11 protein-coding genes and 1 other RNA gene are annotated in these 18,116 nt (G+C 61.9%); 11 read left to right on the forward strand and 1 reads right to left on the reverse strand.

Going from position 1 to position 18,116, the window contains the following annotated elements; all coding sequences use genetic code 11:
- The first annotated feature begins 119 nt into the window (after positions 1–119).
- Positions 120–2,078 (forward strand): S1C family serine protease, encoded by a 1,959-nt coding sequence (locus PSDT_RS00640; RefSeq protein ID WP_006290781.1) that lies wholly within the window; start codon positions 120–122, stop codon positions 2,076–2,078.
- A gap of 38 nt (positions 2,079–2,116) precedes the next feature.
- Here PSDT_RS00640 and PSDT_RS00645 read toward each other — a convergent pair whose 3' ends face one another.
- A complete protein-coding gene (locus PSDT_RS00645) occupies positions 2,117–4,213 on the reverse strand; it encodes a transglycosylase domain-containing protein (RefSeq protein ID WP_006290780.1) in 2,097 nt (698 codons plus the stop codon).
- Between the two features lie 119 nt (positions 4,214–4,332).
- On the opposite strand from PSDT_RS00645, the gene PSDT_RS00650 reads away from it, so the two are divergent.
- From PSDT_RS00650 to PSDT_RS00690, 10 genes are all read left to right on the forward strand, one after another.
- Positions 4,333–5,475: an inositol-3-phosphate synthase gene (locus PSDT_RS00650; RefSeq protein ID WP_006289472.1), complete on the forward strand. Its 1,143-nt coding sequence runs from the start codon at positions 4,333–4,335 to the stop codon at positions 5,473–5,475.
- Between the two features lie 237 nt (positions 5,476–5,712).
- A complete protein-coding gene (locus tag PSDT_RS00655; protein WP_006290779.1) occupies positions 5,713–7,905 on the forward strand; it encodes an LTA synthase family protein in 2,193 nt (730 codons plus the stop codon).
- 37 nt (positions 7,906–7,942) lie between these two features.
- An RNA gene (ffs, locus tag PSDT_RS07875) (signal recognition particle sRNA small type) lies at positions 7,943–8,039 on the forward strand.
- Between the two features lie 31 nt (positions 8,040–8,070).
- The gene (locus PSDT_RS00660) at positions 8,071–9,075 is read left to right on the forward strand and encodes a phosphatase PAP2 family protein (RefSeq protein WP_006290778.1); all 1,005 of its coding nucleotides are present in this window, start codon (positions 8,071–8,073) and stop codon (positions 9,073–9,075) included.
- 194 nt (positions 9,076–9,269) lie between these two features.
- Positions 9,270–12,107 (forward strand): type I DNA topoisomerase, encoded by a 2,838-nt coding sequence (gene topA / locus PSDT_RS00665; protein ID WP_006290777.1) that lies wholly within the window; start codon positions 9,270–9,272, stop codon positions 12,105–12,107.
- Positions 12,107–12,787 (forward strand): dTMP kinase, encoded by a 681-nt coding sequence (tmk, locus tag PSDT_RS00670; RefSeq protein WP_006289476.1) that lies wholly within the window; start codon positions 12,107–12,109, stop codon positions 12,785–12,787. The genes topA and tmk overlap by 1 nt, the downstream gene beginning before the upstream one ends.
- Positions 12,784–13,980, forward strand: coding sequence for a DNA polymerase III subunit delta' (locus PSDT_RS00675; RefSeq protein WP_006290776.1), 1,197 nt, complete (start codon positions 12,784–12,786; stop codon positions 13,978–13,980). The genes tmk and PSDT_RS00675 overlap by 4 nt, the downstream gene beginning before the upstream one ends.
- A gap of 176 nt (positions 13,981–14,156) precedes the next feature.
- Positions 14,157–14,708, forward strand: coding sequence for a YbhB/YbcL family Raf kinase inhibitor-like protein (locus PSDT_RS00680; protein WP_006289478.1), 552 nt, complete (start codon positions 14,157–14,159; stop codon positions 14,706–14,708).
- 153 nt (positions 14,709–14,861) lie between these two features.
- Positions 14,862–16,400, forward strand: a complete 1,539-nt coding sequence (locus PSDT_RS00685) for a C69 family dipeptidase (protein WP_006289479.1) — start codon at positions 14,862–14,864, stop codon at positions 16,398–16,400.
- 120 nt (positions 16,401–16,520) lie between these two features.
- Positions 16,521–18,089, forward strand: coding sequence for a formate--tetrahydrofolate ligase (locus PSDT_RS00690; protein ID WP_006289480.1), 1,569 nt, complete (start codon positions 16,521–16,523; stop codon positions 18,087–18,089).
- Positions 18,090–18,116: the final 27 nt, after the last annotated feature.

The raw sequence follows: 18,116 nt of genomic DNA on the forward strand, positions 1-18,116 counted from the left end.
TATGAAGTGAGCTTTTCTTCAGAGATCATGGGTTGAAGAAGAAGGCCCTACTCTCTGACGATAACGGATCCCAGCCGCTTGCGGCGGCTCACGGATAGCAAGACCCATGAGGAGCTTCTATGGAAAACGAAAACGACAATGAGAACGAGAGCCGATCGTTTGATCAAACGCAGCGGTTCGCTTCGTCCGACGCATCTGCCGCCAATCAGCCGACGGAGCGGTTTCAGATGAATCAGCCTTATCAGCCGGGACAAAACCAGGGCCAAGGCCAGGCTCAAGGTCAGGGCCAGTTCCCCGGTCAGAATCCTGGACAAAGCCAAACCCGGCCATACCCGGCCCAAGGATATCAGCAGTATCCTGGTCAGGGGCAGTACTCCGGCCAGCGGTATTTCGGACAGCAGTACGGCTCTCAGCCGGCTCAGCCGATCCAGCCGATTCAACCAACTCAGCCAATCCAGCCGGCGCAGGTCCAGGGGCAGCCGCGATTCCCCCAGCAGCAGTCCCCGCAATTTCAGCAGCCTGCACAGCCGCAGCGGCAGCCGACTCAGCCGCGACCAGTTCAGGCCCAGCCTCTGGCCGACTATCCATCTCAAGGGCAGTATCAGTCGGCTCAATCAACTCAGCCGGCTGGATTCCAGTCTCAGACCCAGGCTCCGGCCCGGCAGGGGGATCAGTTCGCGCAGTCCTTCCAGACCGGCTCCCAGTCCCAGTACCGGGATTCGATCCCCCAGCTCGCTGATACCGACTACAGCAATCCTTACGTGAACCCGGCTGCCGGAAGCAGCTACACCCAGGCTGGCTCCTCATCGGCCAAGTCGGCCAAGAAGGGCCTTCCCGCCTGGATAGCTTCGGCCATCACCGCCCTCATCGTTTCCCTGGTCGTCTTCGGCTTGGGCTGGCTGATCGTCGGCGGCAGCCTGCGTTCCCCCCAAGGCGGTGGCAGCATCTCAGGCAACGGCATCTCCTCGTCCACCGGCGGGGCCGGCAGCTCCTCCAACGCCATCGCCGGTTCATCCACCTGGCAGACCGTGGCCAAGCGGGTGGCCGCCTCCGTGGTCTCCATCACCGTCACCTCCGGCAATTCGGAAGTGATGGGGTCCGGGGTCATCATCGATAAATCCGGCAATGTGGTCACCAACAACCACGTGGCCACCACCCTGAATGGCACCATCAGCATCACCCTGTCGAACGGGGACATCTACGAAGCTTCCATCGTGGGAACCGACCCCACCACAGATCTGGCCGTGCTCAAAATCAAGAACCCGCCCAAGAACCTGACCGTGGCCAGCTTCGCCGATTCCAGCCAGCTCGCCGTGGGCGAGAACATGATGGCCATAGGCAACCCTCTGGGCTTCGAGAACACGGTGACCACCGGCGTCGTCTCCGCCTTGAACCGGCCCGTCACCCTCAACGAGAAGTCCGGGTCCTCCCAGAGTTCCTCATCCAATACCGTCTACACCAACGCCGTCCAGATCGACGCCTCCATCAATTCCGGCAACTCCGGCGGCCCCTCTTTCAACGCCTCCGGCAAAATCATCGGCATCAATACCGCCATCGCCTCCACCGGCTCCTCGACCACCGGCTCCAACTCCGGCAGCATCGGCATCGGTTTCGCCATCCCCTCCAATACGGTCAAATGGGTGACGGCCGAGCTGATCCAGAAGGGGAAGGTGCAACACGCGCAACTGGGCGTCACCATCCAAAGCGGGTCCAGCAAGCTCAATGGCGCCACCCGCCAAGGGGCCGTGGTCCGCAACGTGGTCTCCAACTCCTCCGCCTCCGAAGCGGGAATCAAGTCCGGCGACACCATCATCGCCTATAACGGGAATAACGTGGGCAGCATGGAAAGCGTCCTCGGTTATGTGCGGGCCACCAAAATGAATTCCAAGGTGACCGTGACCGTCATCCGCGACGGGCAGACCAAGGAATTGTCGGTGACGATGAATCACGCCGAATCCAGCACCACCCCCAGTTCCCAGGAGAGCCAGAATTCCAACGACGGCTCTGGCAGCCAGGATAACCAGGACAATCAGGATAATCAGGACAACAACGATGATGATTGGCCTTGGAATAACTAAAGTCTGACAGTCGTCAGCGGCTGCCTCGTTCCTGAAAGCTAATCCCCCCAGCTTCCCTTCGGTCCCCCGATCCTCCCCAGGTCGGTGGCCGGAGGGAAGTTTTCGTTGGGGGTCCCGGCCAGGACTTGACGCATGTAGTCCCCGAAAAGACGGGTGGGGTAGCCTTCCCCGGCCGAATAGGGGCCGAAGGAGGGCAGGACGGCCGAAGACCCATCCGCGGCCGGACTCCATATGGCGAAGGAAGTGACCAAGGACGGTGTGTAGCCGACGAAGGCGGCCGCCTTGTTATCGTTGGCCGTCCCGGATTTCCCGGCGATGGCATGGCCCGCCACCGCGGCGGGTTTGCCCGTCCCGTCGGTCATGACCTTCTGCAAGGCGTGGGTCAGCAAGGCGGTATGGCCGCTGTCGAAGACCCGCGTCCCCCGGTCGGCCGACCGGTAGAGGATGGCCCCGTCCGGCCCCTGGACCCGCTGGACCAGGTGCAGCCCCACCTGGACCCCTTGGTTGGCGAAAGTGGCGTAAGACTGGGTCAGCTCGCGCAGGGTGATTCCATCGATCCCCAAGGCGTTGTAAGGGGAGGTGGCGGACAGGCCGCTGTCGATCCCGGCTTTTTTGGCGATGAGGGCGGTGTTTTGCGGCCCCACCTTCTGATTCAGGTCCACGAAGACAGTGTTGACCGAGTGGGCCATGGCCTGGTAAAGGTCGATTTTCCCGTAGGAGCTGTTGCCGTAATTCCGCACCGGGGTGGGCAGTCCGGGGAAGGTCCGCGGGGAGTCGCCGTTGAAGCGGGTGCTCAGGTTGCATCCTTGGCTGATGGCTGCCAGCAGGGTGAAGACCTTCATGGTGGACCCGGGCTCGAAGGTGGCTTGGGTCGCATTGTTCAACTGCTTGCTCAGATAGTCGTCGCCCGCGTACAGGGCCAGGATCGCGCCGGTCCGGGGGTCGGCCGACAAGCCGCCTACCTGGACGGAATCGGGGACGGCGTTGGCCCCCTTCCCCCTGTCCACTGTGGCCCTCATCAAGGCCTGCTTGTTTTTATCCACGGTGGTGATGATCTTATCCCCGCTGTTGGTGATGGCTTCCTCGTTCATCCCGGCCGTTTTGTTGGTGAGGAGCTCCCGGCGGACCATGGCCATGAGATAGCCTTTCTCTCCCGCATAGGAGTTGGCCGTGGCGGCCGAAGTCGCTGGGGCGGTGTCTGGCATGGCGGCGGTTTGGGCTTGGCCCTGGCTGATGTAGCCGTCCTCCTTCATGATGCGGATGACCCTGCGGAAGCGGGTCTGGGCGAGCTGGGGGGAGATGGCCGGGTCCCACAGGGAGGGGGCGGGGATGATTCCGGCCAGGAGGGCCGCTTGGTCGATGGTCAGGCTCCGGGCGTCCTCATGGAAGTAGGTCTGGGCGGCGGCTTGGATTCCGTAGGCTCCGCGGCCGAAGTAGATGGTGTTGAGATAGTTGCACAGGACCGTCCCCTTGTCTTGCGTCTGGGCGATTTTCAAGGCCAGGAGGGCCTCTTTGACCTTCCCTGGGTAGGAGGTGGTCTCCCCCAGATAGTAGCGCTCGGCGTATTGCTGGGTGATGGTCGATCCCCCTTGACGGCTGCCGGTGGTCACGTTGTTGATCAGGGCCCGGGCGATGCCCCGCAGGTCGATGCCCGAGTCGGTCCAGAAAGTTCGGTTCTCCGAGGCGACCACGGCGTTCCCCACGTAGGATGGCAGGGTGGCGCAGGGGATGATCTGCCGGTTTTGTCCGGAAAAGCTGCCGATGGGGGTGACCCCGTCGCTGTAGTAGACCGTGGTTTTCTGCGCCAGGGCGATGGATTCGGGCGAGGGGATGGTCGTCCGTGTGTAGGCGATTCCCAGGAAGCCGGTCACGCCCAGGAAGAGCGCCGCGAGGAGCGGAAGGAATCTACGGAAAAGATGGAAAGATCCCCGCCGGGATTGGACCTTTGCCTGGCCTGTCTGTTTTTTCGTCGGCTTTTGAGTCCGCTTTCCCGACGTCCTCGTGCCGGTCATCGCTCCCTTTCGCCTGCCGCCGGCCGAAGTCCGCCGGGCCCCGCCGCCGGTCTTTTTCCCGGCGGATCGGGCTGCCCTGGTGGTCCTGGCGGGCTGCGAAGGCTTGTTCTTTTCGGGGATCATGCGCTCTAATCTAATCCCTGGCCTGCCTTTCCCGGGCCTGGATTCCCCCTTAGTTCGTCCTTGGGAGTATCATAAGCGGTGATATCCCGTGTGGATACGATGGGTAAATAAGGAGTATTATGACTATTCGCGTTGCTATTGCCGGCTTGGGCAACTGCGCTTCCTCCCTTGTACAAGGCGTCGAATATTACAAGGATGCCAAGGATGAGGACAAAATCCCCGGAATCATGCACCCTAACTTCGGCGGCTATCGGATCCGCGACATTGAATTTGTCGCCGCTTTCGATGTGGACGCGGCCAAGGTAGGCAAGGATATCTCCGAGGCCATTTTCGCTTCCCAAAACAACACTTACAAGTTCTGCGATGTGCCCGCCACCGGCGTGCTCGTGCAGCGTGGCCCCACCATGGATGGCCTGGGGATCTATTACCGTCAGATGATTGAAGAGTCCGAGGCTGAGCCTGTGGACGTCGCCCAGGTCCTGCGCGACACCAAGGCCGACATCCTCATCTCCTACCTGCCTGTGGGCTCCGAGGAAGCCGACAAGTACTACGCCCAGGCGGCCATGGACGCCCATTGCGGTTTCGTCAACTGCCTGCCTGTCTTCATCGCTTCCGACCCCGAGTGGGCCCAGAAGTTCCGCGACGCGGGCGTGCCCATCGTCGGCGATGACATCAAGAGCCAGGTCGGCGCCACCATCACCCACCGCGTGATGGCCCGCCTCTTCGAAGACCGCGGCGTCCGTCTGGACCGTACCTATCAGCTCAACGTGGGCGGCGACATGGACTTCATGAACATGCTGGAGCGCTCCCGTCTGGAATCCAAGAAGATTTCCAAGACCCGCGCCGTCACCTCCATCGTTCCTCACGACATGGATCCCCGCAATGTTCATATCGGTCCTTCCGACTATGTGGCCTGGCTGGATGACCGCAAGTTCGCTTTCGTCCGCTTGGAAGGAACCACCTTCGGCGATGTCCCCCTGAACTTGGAATACAAGCTGGAAGTGTGGGATTCCCCCAACTCCGCCGGCGTGGTCATCGACGCCGTCCGTTCCTGCAAGCTGGCCATGGATCGTGGCCTGGCCGGCCCTATCCTGGCCCCCAGCTCCTACTTCATGAAGTCCCCTGCCGTCCAGCATGAGGACAACGAAGCCCGTGAACTGGTCGAGTCCTTCATCAAGGGCGAGGTTGAGGGCAACGAGGCCGAACTGACCGATGACGTGGCGGCCGCCAAGGCGGCCGGCAAGGACGTCTGGCACGCTTAAGCCCGGGAAATCCGACCGGTCGGCCGGATCGCTCACTTGGCCCTGAGCCGTAAAGATCAGGTAAAAGATCGAAAAAGAAAGCCACTATTGCGCGGCGATTTTTCCATCATCGCTGTACCATGGTGGCTATCGTTTTAGAAGAGCGCACACGTGGATATGGCGAGAAACGGAGGCGTCCCGGGGCGTCCGGGACGCCGGTGAAGCCGCCGCACGGGCGGCATTGAGGAGCAGGTCTCGATGGCAGATGCTGAAGATCAAGGTCAAGATCGAAAGAGTGACCAGGAGCAGGAGCCTCCGCGCCAAGGGGAGGTGATCCCGCCAGCGCAAGCCGTGGCCGACGCTCCCTCGGAAGAATCCGAGACGGAGGCCGGGAAGGCCGAGAAAGTCAAGAAGGATCCAAAGGCTGATACAAAGGCCAAGAAGGATAGAAAGAATAAAAAGCCTCGCGGCCTGTTCACGGTCCCTTGGTGGGGTTACGCCCTGGTCTTCATCCTGGTCAACGCCTTCGCCGTCATCGTCATGCAATGGGTGGCTTCAGGCCAAATCAAACAGGCCTGGGAATTCTTCTCCAAGATGTTCCTCTATCCCCGAGGTGAATTCCAGTTCGTCAACAACTTCCTCATCCTGGGCGTCATCTACCTGGTCCTCATCTTCCTCATCAACCGCTTCTGGGCGGCCTCCGGGGTCTATCTCAGCCTGATCTGCCTGATCGCCTTCATCGACCGCATGAAGGTCCTGGTGCGCAACGAGGCCATCACCCCCGCCGACCTCACGTTCGTCTCCGGAGGGGACACGGGCAACCTGACCCAGTTCATCCCGGCCGGGTCCGCCCGCCCCATCATCTGCGTGATCTGCCTCATCCTGGGCGTCATCGTCGCGGCCGTCCTCTGCGGGAAAATCGACAAACGCAAATCCCTGATCAACCCGGCCAACAAAGGCCTGGGCCTCGTCGCCCGCCTGCTGGTGGTCGTCTTGCCGGCCGCTTTCGGCTTCTCCTTCGTCATGGCCATGTCCACCACGGATTCCTGGGCCAACAAGGCAATGGCCAGCCTGGACGACAAGGCGCATCAGTGGAACAACCTGATCGACGCCAACGACAACGGCGTGGTCGTCACCTTCATGCGCAACGTCAACCCCAAGATCATGACGGAGCCGGACGGCTACTCCCAGGAGACCATGACCCGCCTGGCCCGCAAATACTCGGCCCAGGCAGTGGAGATCAACAAGACCCGCAGCCAGAATCTCAACGATTCCACTGTGATCGTGGTTCTGTCCGAGTCCCTGGCCGACCCCACCCGGGTTCCGGGGATTTCCTTGAACAAGGACCCTCTGCCCTACATCAAGTCTCTCAAGGCTTCGACCACGTCCGGCCTCATGCTTTCCTCCGGTTACGGCGGGGGCACGGCCAATCTGGAATACCAGACTTTGACCGGTCTTTCCATGTCCAACTTCGATTCTTCCCTGACCGCCCCCTACCAGCAGCTGGTCCCGGGAGAAGCCTGGACGCCGACCTTCAACCAGGCTTGGCCGTCCAGTCAGACCTTGGCCGTGCATCCTTACGTGTCCACCATGTATTCTCGCCGGACCAACTACAAGAAGTTCGGCTTCTCGGCCTTCTACACCAAGGACGGCCCCCAGTACGTCAAGTACAAAGGGACCTTGGGCACCTCCCCCTATGTCAGCGACGAGCAGGCCTACAAGGAGACCCTGGAGAAGGTGCATGGGGCGGCCGACGCCAAGTCCCAGTTCATCCAGCTGGTCACCATGCAGAACCACATGCCTTATAACCAGTGGTATAAAGACAATGAATTCGTGGTCAAGAGCTCCACCGACCAGCCTTTGAGCCAGCAGGAGGCCTCCAGTATCCAGACCTACGCCAAGGGGGCGGAGATCACCGACCAGGCCACCCGGGGCTTCATCGAAAGCCTGGATAAGATGGACAAGCCCATCACCGTCATCTTCTACGGGGACCACCTGCCCGGCATCTATTCCACCGCCTCCCAGGACAGCAGGAACTCCGTCATCCTGCACGAATCCGACTACTTCATCTGGTCCAACAAGGCCTCCAAGGTAAACAAGCGCCTGCCGGAGAACCTGGCCGCCTACACCTCCCCCAACTTCTTCATGGCAGAAGCCACGCAGCAAATGGACGCCAAGGTCAGCCCTTACACGGCCTTCCTGACCAAGATGCATGAGCAGGTCGCCGCCATGGAGCCCCCGGTCATCAATCAGATCCAAGGCTGGACCCGCATCCCGGCCGGTCAGGCCCTTTACCTGGACCCCCAGGGTAAGCTCATGGACATCTCCCGGGCCCCGCGGAAGACCAAGGAGTTGTTGGAGGACTACAAGCTCATTCAGTATGACATCACCGCCGGCAAGAACTATCTGGAAGGCACCGGCTTCATGGACTACCCCAAGGCCGGCAAGTAGGGCCGTTTGGCTTTCTTCCGGTCTCTGTGTATAATCGAGAATGCTCCTCCGTGGCGTTACGTCACCGAATCCCCCCAGGGCAGGAATGCAGCAAGGGTAAGTGGCCTCTGACGGGTGCGGGGGAGTTTTCCGTAAGTGGGGAGATATGTTACTGGGAGGACCGTCATGGCTGGGTCAGAGCAAAATCCACAAAATCCACAGAGCGGAGCCGGAAGGAGACAAGGGCCGGATCCGTCCGGAAAGGATGGGCAGGAAGCTTTGCTGACCCGTCCCCGGTGGTCCGCCGTCATCGGCTCCCTGATTCTGGGCCTCCTCTTCCTGGCGGCCTCCGCGGCCACCTGGTGGGCCGGGGTACGCACTTATCACGGGCAGAAATTCGATGACTGGGTCTGGAACTCCTTCGACCGCACGTACGCTCGGGCCAACGCCCTCAACCGTCTCTTCGCCAACTCCCACTTGGTCATCGGCCTGTGCGGGGCCATCGTGGTCCTGTCCGTCCTGGTGGCCGCCCTGCGTCGCCGGTGGCGGCTGATCCTGCAGATTGGCGTCTTCGGCGCCCTGGCCTTCCTCGTCGCCTTCGGCCTCAAACGCGTCCTTCCCCGGCCGGTTTTGGATACGACCATCAGCAACCCGCAGAATTCCGCCCCTTCCGGCCATACGGCCTTGATGATGGCTGCCGGGGTCATCTTGGTCATGGCCATGCCCCGGGTCCTACGCGGGCTGAGTTCCCTGGTCGCCAGCCTCCTGGTCCTTTTGGTCGCCTTCAGCGTCATCTCCGATAAATGGCACCGTCCCACCGACGTGATCATGGCCATCCTCCTCATCGCCGGCCTGGCCTTGATCGTCTTGGCCTTTACCCGGGGCTCCGGCATGGACGCCCCTGGCAAACGCGCTTCTTCGCCCAGCCTGCAAATCATCGCCACGATCATGATCAGCCTGGGGGTGATGATGCTGGCTGCCACCGCCTACATGGTCTGGCAGCTGTGGCCGTCGATCACGGTGGAGGCTCTGGCCTACACCCGGCAGGTCAACGTCACGTCCATGCTTTCCATGGGGGGTAGCGCCTTCCTTTCCTTCGGCATCTTGGCCTGCATGAGGCAAGCCACGGCTTCGCCCTTGTCCCGTGCCGGATTGGTCGGGGCTCCGCCGGCTCCTCCCAAAGAGTGGTGACCGGCCTGCGGTAATCGCTGACTGGCGGTGATCAGTCTGCGGGTCGCCCGGTAGCCACTGTCTGCTATAACCGAGCTATAAGCCCTTCCGGCCGGGAGGCTGACGCTTCCGGCGGGGGAGACTGCAAGTACAGAGGTGTGCTAAAGTATGGGCGGAGAAAAGTTCAGCGGTTTTCCGCTGTGAAAGGGGTCTCAATGACTGGGAACAAACTTGTGATTGTGGAGTCTCCGACCAAAGCCCGGAAGATCGGTGGATACTTGGGCGATGGTTACACGGTGATGGCTTCCGTCGGGCATATCCGCGACCTGGCCCAGCCCTCGCAAATCCCCGCTGAGGACAAGGCCAGGTATGGCAAGTTCGGCGTCGACGTGGACGACGGCTTCCTCCCTTACTACGTGGTCGGCAAAGACAAGAAGAAGACCGTCTCCGACTTGAAGAAGGCTTTGAAAACAGCCGATGAACTTTACCTGGCCACTGATGAGGATCGGGAAGGGGAGGCCATCGCCTGGCATCTGGTCCAGACCCTCAAGCCCAAGGTCCCAGTCAAACGCATGGTCTTCCATGAGATCACCAAGAACGCCATCGCCGCTTCCCTAGGCAAGACCCGGCAGGTGGATGACAACATGGTGGACGCCCAGGAGACCCGCCGGGTCCTGGACCGTCTGTATGGGTACGAGCTTTCCCCCGTTCTCTGGCGCAAGGTCGGCCCGGGCCTATCCGCCGGCCGCGTCCAGTCCGTGGCCACCCGGCTCATCGTCCAGCGGGAGCGGGAACGCATGGCTTTCGTCCGCACTGCCTACTGGGACATCGTGGCCACCGTCGCCTTGGGCGGCGGAGTGGGAGTGAACGCTCAGGGTCAGAAGGTGACCGGCGACGAGGCCGTGGATACCTCCTTCAAATCCCGGCTGATTTCCGTCGGCGGCCGGCGGGTGGCCACTTCCAAGGATTTCGACGCGCAAGGCCAGCCGACGCCGACCATGGTCAAAGATCAGGCCCTGGCCCTGAACCAGGCTGACGCCGACCGCATCTGTCAAGCCATCGCCGGCCAGGATTTCACGGTCATGTCTTTGGAGACCAAGCCTTACCGCCGCCGTCCCGTGCCGCCTTTCACCACTTCCACCATGCAGCAGGCGGCGGGCAACCGGCTGGGCATGTCGTCCCGCGCGGCCATGAGAGCGGCTCAGGGCCTGTATGAGAACGGTTACATCACTTACATGCGTACCGACTCGGTCACCCTTTCCTCCGAGGCCATCGCCGCCGCCCGCGAAGAGGTGGAGAAGAAGTGGGGGGGCTCTTACCTATCCGAGAAGCCCAAACAGTACGCCACCACCTCAGCCGGGGCCCAGGAGGCCCATGAATGCATCCGTCCGGCCGAGGCCCATTTCCGCAGCCCCGAGTCTTTGGAGGGGAAGGTCCCGCCTGATCAACTCAAGTTATACCGGCTGATCTGGCAGCGGACCTTGGCTTCTCAGATGGCGGACGCCACCGGTTCCACGGCCACGGTGAAGCTTTCGGCCGCCGCTGGCCTGGACGGGGAAGTCGTTTTCCAGTCTTCCGGGACCGTCATCGATTTCCTGGGATTCCTGAGGGCTTATGGGGAAGGCCGGGGGACCGGCTCTTCCCGTTCCTCCAAGTCCGATTCCGCCGATTCGGCTTCCTCTTCGGACCTCAATGATGACGAAGTCCTGCCCGCGATGAGCGTGGGGGACGTCCTCAGGGCCATCCACGTGGATCCGGCCGGGCATGAGACCCAACCTCCGGCCCGCTACACCGAAGCCTCCCTGGTCAAGACCCTGGAAGCTAAGGAAATCGGCCGGCCTTCCACCTATGCCAGCATCATCTCCACCATCATCGACCGCGGTTATGTCTACGAACGCGGCCGGGCCCTCATCCCCTCCTGGCTGGCCTTCGCCGTCATCAAACTGCTGGAGCAGAATTTCCCTCAGTATGTGGATTACGCCTTCACCGCCCGTATGGAGAACGGCTTGGACCAGATCGCCCAAGGCAAGGAGTCTGGCAAGCAGTGGCTGTCCGACTTCTACTTCGGCTCGGGCAAAGAGGCCGCCCGCGACGCTCAGGAGGCCCATGAAGGCCTGCATGACCAAGTGGCTCAGTTGGGTGAGATCGACGCCCGGATGATCAACACCATCGAGATCGGGGACGGCTTGCAGGTGAGGGTGGGTCGTTACGGCCCTTACCTGGAGGACACCAAGAACCTGGATTCCGACGGCAAGCCGAAGCGGGCCTCGATCCCCGACACCATAGCTCCCGATGAGCTGACGGTGGACGTGGGGCATGACCTCATCGAGCACAATTCCGCCGGGCCCCGCGTTTTGGGGACCGACCCGGACACCGGGGGCGCGGTGGAGGTCCGCTCCGGCCGGTTCGGCCCTTACGTCGCCTTGGTCGTCGAAGGGCAGGACAAGCCGAAGATGGCCTCCCTCTTCAAGACCATGGATCCGGAGTCCGTCAGCCTCGACCAGGCCCTGCGCCTCCTCTCCCTGCCCCGCCTGGTGGGGACGGTGGAAGAGACCAACCAAGAGACGGGCGAAGTCTCCCCGGTGGAGATTCTGGCCAACAATGGCCGTTACGGTCCGTACCTGACCAAGACCGGGGCTGACGGCAAGTCCGAGACCCGTTCCCTGGCCAGCGAAGATGAGATTTTCACGGTCGACCTGGCCAAAGCCCAGGAACTGTATGCCCAACCGAAGTACGGCCGTCGGACCCGGTCCGCCGCCAAGCCTCCCCTGCGCGAGTTGGGGGCCGATCCCGAGACCGGGAAGGCCGTGACCATCAAAGACGGTTTCTACGGGGTCTACATCACCGATGGGGAGACCAACCGCACCCTGCCCAAGCAGTACACGGCCGAATCCATCGAGCCGGCCGAAGCCTTCCGCCTTCTGGCCGAAAAGCGGGCGGCTGGCCCTTCCAAGCGGCGTACCCGTCGGGGGACCAGGAAGACAGCAACCGCAGCCAAGAAGACAAGTACGACCAAGAAGTCCGCGCCCGTCTCCAAGGCCAAGGCCGCCTGATGCCTGGCTTCTTCATCTCCTTCGAAGGAGTGGACGGGGTGGGCAAATCCACCCAGGTCAAACGTCTGGAAGCCTATCTGCTCGAACAAGGCAGGTCGGTTCTGGTGACGCGCGAGCCTGGCGGCACCCCGCTGGGGGAGCGGATCCGCCAGATCCTTCTGCATGGGGAGGATGAGGCTCCCCGCACGGAGGCCTTGCTTTACGCGGCTTCCCGGGCCCAGCACGTAGCGCAGAAAATCCGACCCGCCCTGGACTCCGGCGCTTTGGTCATCTCGGATCGTTACATCGACTCCTCTTTGGCCTACCAGGCCGGCGGCCGGGAGCTGACCCTGGCTGACGTGCGCCGGCTCAATTCCTGGGCCACCGGCGACCTGTGGCCGGACCGCACCTACCTCTTGGACATGTCCTTCCAGCAGTCCCGCCAACGCTTGCAGGGAGAGCCGGATAGGCTCGAATCCTCTGGAGGCGCCTTCTTCGACCGTGCCCGGCAGGCCTTTTTGGCCTTGGCTGAGGGGGAGCCGGACAGGTTCCGGGTCATCGATGCCAGCCAGCCGATCGACCAGGTGTGGCAGGCCATCAAGACGGATGCGGATGGGCTGCTCGCCGGGCTGCCTTCGCCCCTTGCCTCATCTTTTGAAGCTGACGAACCGGGAATGGAAACCGACGGACGGGGGAGATGACCATGGCTTCTTCCGTCTGGGATTCCATCATCGGGCAGAAGCCCACAGTCGACCTCCTCTCCCGCATCGCCTCCGCCTCCCATCAATCCATCTCCCATCAGGCTGAGGGGGGAGGCAAAAAAGACCTGTCCCAATCCTGGCTGATTTGCGGGGCCCCTGGCTCTGGTCGCTCCCAAGTCGCCCGGGCTTTCGCCGCCGCCTTGGAATGTCCGCAAGGCGGTTGCGGCCAATGCCCGACCTGCCTGCAGATCATGAAGGGGGAACACCCGGACGTGACCATCCTGGCCACGGACAAGGTGACCATCTCCATCGACCAAGTACGCTCTTTGGTGACCAAATCCGAGCAGATGCCGGCGACCGCCCCCTGGCGGATCCTCATCATCGAAGATGTGGACCGGATGCTGGAGCGGACCACCAACGTCCTCCTGAAAGAGGTGGAAGAGCCGGCCGACCGGACCATCTGGCTCCTTTGCGCCCCCAGCTCCCAAGACGTCCTGCCGACCATCCGGTCCCGCACCCGGGTCGTCAACCTAGCCATCCCCCCCGTGGCGGCCATTTCGGGTTTCCTCCAGAAGACCGACGGGGTGGAGAAGCCTTTGGCCGACCGTTGCGCCCGCCTGGCCCAGGGCCATATAGGCATCGCCCGGCTTTATTCCCGGGATGACCAAGCCTTGGCCGACCGCGACGAAATCGTGGTTTCCCTGCTGGATTTGCGCAAGGCTTCCGACGCCGTCATCCTGGCCGCCTCCATGGTGGACAGGGCCCAGTCTCAGGCGGCCGCTTCCGTCCAGGCGGATGTGGATAGGCGGACGCAGGAATTCCTGGCCGTCAATGGGCTCGGCCCTCAAGACAAGGTCCCTGCCGCTTTGCGAGGCGACTTCAACGCCATCGGCAAGAAGGAGGATGTCCGCCGGCGGACCACCCGTCTGACCCGGGACGTGCTTGACCGTTTCCTGACCACAATCTCCAGCGTCTGGCGGGACATGATCATCGTCCAAAACGGGGCCGAGGCTTCCTCCGGCCTAGTCAATAAAGAGAACGCGACCGCCATCATCAACATGGCCGCTGGCCTGAGCCGTCAGCGGGTCATCGCCAACATCCGCTCCGTCGATCTGGCCCGCCGCCGCTTGGCCCGCAACGGTTCTCCTCTTCTGGTGGTGGAGGCTTTGCTTTGCTCTTTCCTGTCCGCTTGATGCCGGATGATTTCCTACCGGCGTTTTCGCTTTTTGCCAAATGAGGAAGTGAAAACCTGTCAAATGCGGAAATGGCTTTCTATCGGCCTGTTCGGATAAAGTGAAAGGAAGTCGGCCTGACGGTGACTGTCAGGTCTGGTCCTATGATTGACGGCTCTCTAGGAAGGCGGCGCATGATGCGAGTGTCAACGGATTTTACGACGATCCCCGATGACTATGGGAAGGCGGCCCCTGCGGCCAATCTGACTGAAGGGATTCCTACGGTCTCTTTCCCCTTCTACCTGGATGGGGTGAACCCGGCCGCTCATTATCTGCATTGGGAATTCGTGGATGATGATTCCATTCCCGTCTGCGGCTTCCAGTGGATCCACTGGTCGGTGGCCAACCTGCCCATTGACGCCCTTATGTTCGATTTCAACGATTCCCACGCCCTGCACATCCCGGAGAACTTCTCCAACCAGTTGCAGTCCATGGTGCCGGAAGCGGTCCAAGGCCGCAATTCCCAGGCCTCCCGCTTTGTTGGCTCGGATAATCCGGCCGTCTATCAGCGCTACAATGGCCCTCAGCCTCCGGACAAGCCCCATGATTACATGCTGACCGTCTACGCCACCACCAAACCCCTGCCAGAGCTCAAGGAAGGCTTCTGGCTGAACGAGTTGCGGGATGGGCTGCGGATCTGCCGGGACGTGGTGGACTCCGACGCCATCTGGCTGACAGGCCGCAATTAGACCCTGGACCTGAACCCTACCCTTGGCTCAAGGACTCCCGCCTCTTTCTGTTTCCTATGGCTGAGGCCTGAGTCCCTGCGAGACATGGCGCAAGGGATGGCCGTAATTTTTTGGTTTTTGGATTTTCGATAAACACAAAGGAGAATGAAACCGATGGCATGCACCACTGTTTTGGTCGGCAAGAACGCCAGCTATGATGGCTCGACTATCATCGCCCGCAACGAGGATTCGCCCAACGGCGAGTTCACCCCCAAAGAATTCGTCCTCGTCAAGCCGGAAGACCAACCCCGCCATTACCGGGCCGTCATCAGCCATGCCGAGCTGGACCTACCCGATGACCCCCTGCGTTACACGGCCGTCCCCGACGCCTTGCGCGCCCAGGGGATCTGGGGATCCCACGGCGTCAACGAATGCAACGTGGCCATCTCCAATACCGAGACCATCACCAGCAATGAGCGCGTGCTCGGCGCCGATCCTTTGGTCGAGCTGCGGTCAGCGGTCGGCAAGGAAGGGGAGGAAGACTACCAGCCTGAAATCCCCGGCGGCATCGGCGAAGAGGACATCCTCACCCTGGTCCTGCCTTACGTCCGCACCGCACGCGAAGGGGTCAAGCGCTACGGCGAGATCCTGCGCACCGTTGGCACTTACGAGATGAACGGCATCGCCATCTCCGACGTGTATGAGATTTGGTGGGTGGAGACCGTAGGCGGTCATCATTGGATCGCCCGCCGCGTGCCCGATGACTGCTACGTGACTATGCCCAACCAGCTGGGCATCGACGAATTCGACTTTGACGACGCCTTCGGCGAGCAGAAAGACTTCATGTGCTCGGAAGACATGCGGGAGTTCATCGCCGACAATCATCTGGACCTGGCCTTGGAACACGGCAGCCTTTTCAACCCCCGCTGGGCCTTCGGCTCCCATTCCGACTCCGACCACGTCTATAACAGTCCACGCGCCTGGTATATCCAGCGCTTCTTCAACCCCCTGGACGCCTCCTGGGACGGGATCGACGCCGACTTCACCCCGGCCAGCGACGACATCCCTTGGTGCCGCCAGCCCGAGCGGAAAATCACCATCGAAGACGTCAAATACGTCCTCAGCTCCCACTATCAGGGGACCGACTACGACCCCTACGGAAAACTGGGGACCGCGGCCACCCGTTCCCTCTTCCGGCCCATCGGCATCAACCGGACCAACCACCTCTGCGTCATCCAGCTGCGGCCTTACATACCGGAAGCGGCCTCCGCCATCCAGTGGACCTGCTTCTCTTCCAACGTCTTCAACGCCCTGGTTCCCCTCTATCCCAACGTGACCACCACCCCGGCCTACTACCGCGGCGAAACCGCGGCCCCCAGCACGGATAACTTCTACTGGGCCAACCGCATCATCGCCGCCTTGGCAGACGCCCAATTCAACGACAATACGGCCAACATCGACCGCTATCAGGAAAAGCTGGGCGGCCTCTCCCACGCCTTCGTGGCCAAGACCGACGCGGCCGTCGAAGAGCTGGTGGCGTCCGGCTCCGTGGAAGGCAACGACATGGGATCCCCCGCCATCCATGATTTGTTGGAGAAGGCCAACGAGGACTTCTCCCAGGTGGTCAAGCGCGAGACCGATGACCTGCTGGCCAAGGTGCTCTACACCACCAGCATGGGCATGAAGAACGGCTTCCACCTGTCCGACCACTGATTCGCCGATTCTCCTCCTCTCTGCGGGCTTGTCCACTTGGTGGATAAGCCCCTCTTTTTCATCCCCCAGAGCCGATAGATTGGAAATACCGACCTAGGAAATTCACGCAAGGATACATCGATGACCATTTCCTCCGCACAATCGTTCCCCGCTTTCGCCGACTACGTCACCCCCTACGGGGGACTCGATAAGATCGACGCTTTCGACTACCTGGATTATCTGAAAACCCACGAAGACGCCCCCCGCAAAGAGGGCAAGGTGATCCTGGTGACCGCCGACACCCCTTTGAAGGCCTCCCGCGGGGAAGGCAAGACCACCACCACCATCGCCTTGATCGACGCCTTGCGCGCTCGCGGGGTGGATGCGGCAGCCGTCCTCAGGCAACCGAGCATGGGTATCACCGCCGCCGGGTCCAAAGGCGGGGCTTCCGGGGGCGGCAAGGCCAGCCTGTCTCAGGCGGAGCTGGCCGATTGGGGTCTGACCGGGGAGATGGCCCGTATCGCCGACGCTCAGAACCTCCTGGTCGCCTTCTGCGAGAAGGCCGTGGATGAAGGGGTCTTGGACCGGATTTTCATCCCCCGCGTATCGGAGACCCCTTCCCGTTCCCTGCGTTCCATAGGGGTGGACGGGGGCAAGCTGCCCGAGCGGGTGGTCATCACCCCAGCCTGCGAGCTTATGCAGATCGTGGTCCTGTCCCGTTCGGCCCAGGAGCTGGCAGACCGCATCGGCTCCATATTGGCCGGCAGCAAGGAAGGCAAACCGATCGCCGTGCGTGACTTCGTGGATGTGGACCGGATCGTCCGCGTGGTGGGCAACGCCGTGCAGCCCGCTTATATGGAGACGGCCGAAGGCAGCCCGGTCTATATCCATTGCGGGCCTTTCGCCAATGTTTCCTTGGGCATTCCCGGGCTTTCCGCGGTGGACCTGGCTTGCTCCCTGCATGATTTGGTCGTGGTCGAAGCCGGGTACGGGGCCGACGCCGGGGCCCAGAAATGGCTGGATATCGCCGCCCGGGAGAGCGGGGCCCAGTGGCCGGCCGCCGCCGTGGTGGTCACCCGGGCTTCCACCTGGCGCGATGACCCTGCCCTCCAGTGGCGCTACCCCTTCCATGTGCGCCGGTTGGAATCCTTGGGCATCCCCACCTTCCCCCTCATCAATCTCTGGGCAGGGGAGGACGACCAGGTCCCGGCTCTGCGCCGGACGGCCTCCGATTTGGGCTTTCGCGATCCGATCATCGGCAACCTTTTCCGCGATGGGGGAGAAGGGATTAAGGCCCAGTTGGATGATTTCATCTCGGCTTCAGGTCCGGCTTCAGCTTCGATTTCCGACTCCGGCCACGGCTTCGGCTCCGATACTCCCCATGCCTCCCACCGTGGCATGCCTTTGTTGGACAAGGTCGCCTGGACCATCGAAAACGCCTACGGGGTTCCGGCGGACCGGATCCGTCGCAAAGAGGGGTTCGATGAGTCTTTGGCCATCGCCCGGAACCTGGCCCAGCAGGCGGGCATCGCTTTGGATGATTTGGCCTTGTGCGCCATCAAATCCCCGGCCACCATGACCGATGACGATTCCGCCTTCGAGGGGGAGCGCACGGTCACTTTGAAAAAAGTGTCCATCAACGCCGGCTCCGGCGTGGTCTCGGTCAACCTGACCACGTCTTTGACCACTCCCATGCCCAAGATCGTCTGAAACCGGGGGCTTGAGGTCAGTGATCCA

Origin of the sequence: Parascardovia denticolens DSM 10105 = JCM 12538, assembly GCF_001042675.1 — a bacterium.
Lineage (GTDB): Bacteria > Actinomycetota > Actinomycetes > Actinomycetales > Bifidobacteriaceae > Scardovia > Scardovia denticolens.

What these genes read in the sequence shown, in the direction of transcription:
- PSDT_RS00640 (WP_006290781.1), top strand. Translation starts at nt 120, where the DNA reads ATGGAAAACGAAAACGACAATGAGAACGAGAGCCGATCGTTTGATCAA.
- topA (WP_006290777.1), top strand. Translation starts at nt 9,270, where the DNA reads ATGACTGGGAACAAACTTGTGATTGTGGAGTCTCCGACCAAAGCCCGG.
- PSDT_RS00645 (WP_006290780.1), bottom strand. Translation starts at nt 4,213, where the DNA reads ATGATCCCCGAAAAGAACAAGCCTTCGCAGCCCGCCAGGACCACCAGG.
- PSDT_RS00650 (WP_006289472.1), top strand. Translation starts at nt 4,333, where the DNA reads ATGACTATTCGCGTTGCTATTGCCGGCTTGGGCAACTGCGCTTCCTCC.
- PSDT_RS00680 (WP_006289478.1), top strand. Translation starts at nt 14,157, where the DNA reads ATGCGAGTGTCAACGGATTTTACGACGATCCCCGATGACTATGGGAAG.
- PSDT_RS00660 (WP_006290778.1), top strand. Translation starts at nt 8,071, where the DNA reads ATGGCTGGGTCAGAGCAAAATCCACAAAATCCACAGAGCGGAGCCGGA.
- PSDT_RS00675 (WP_006290776.1), top strand. Translation starts at nt 12,784, where the DNA reads ATGACCATGGCTTCTTCCGTCTGGGATTCCATCATCGGGCAGAAGCCC.
- PSDT_RS00690 (WP_006289480.1), top strand. Translation starts at nt 16,521, where the DNA reads ATGACCATTTCCTCCGCACAATCGTTCCCCGCTTTCGCCGACTACGTC.
- tmk (WP_006289476.1), top strand. Translation starts at nt 12,107, where the DNA reads ATGCCTGGCTTCTTCATCTCCTTCGAAGGAGTGGACGGGGTGGGCAAA.
- PSDT_RS00685 (WP_006289479.1), top strand. Translation starts at nt 14,862, where the DNA reads ATGGCATGCACCACTGTTTTGGTCGGCAAGAACGCCAGCTATGATGGC.
- PSDT_RS00655 (WP_006290779.1), top strand. Translation starts at nt 5,713, where the DNA reads ATGGCAGATGCTGAAGATCAAGGTCAAGATCGAAAGAGTGACCAGGAG.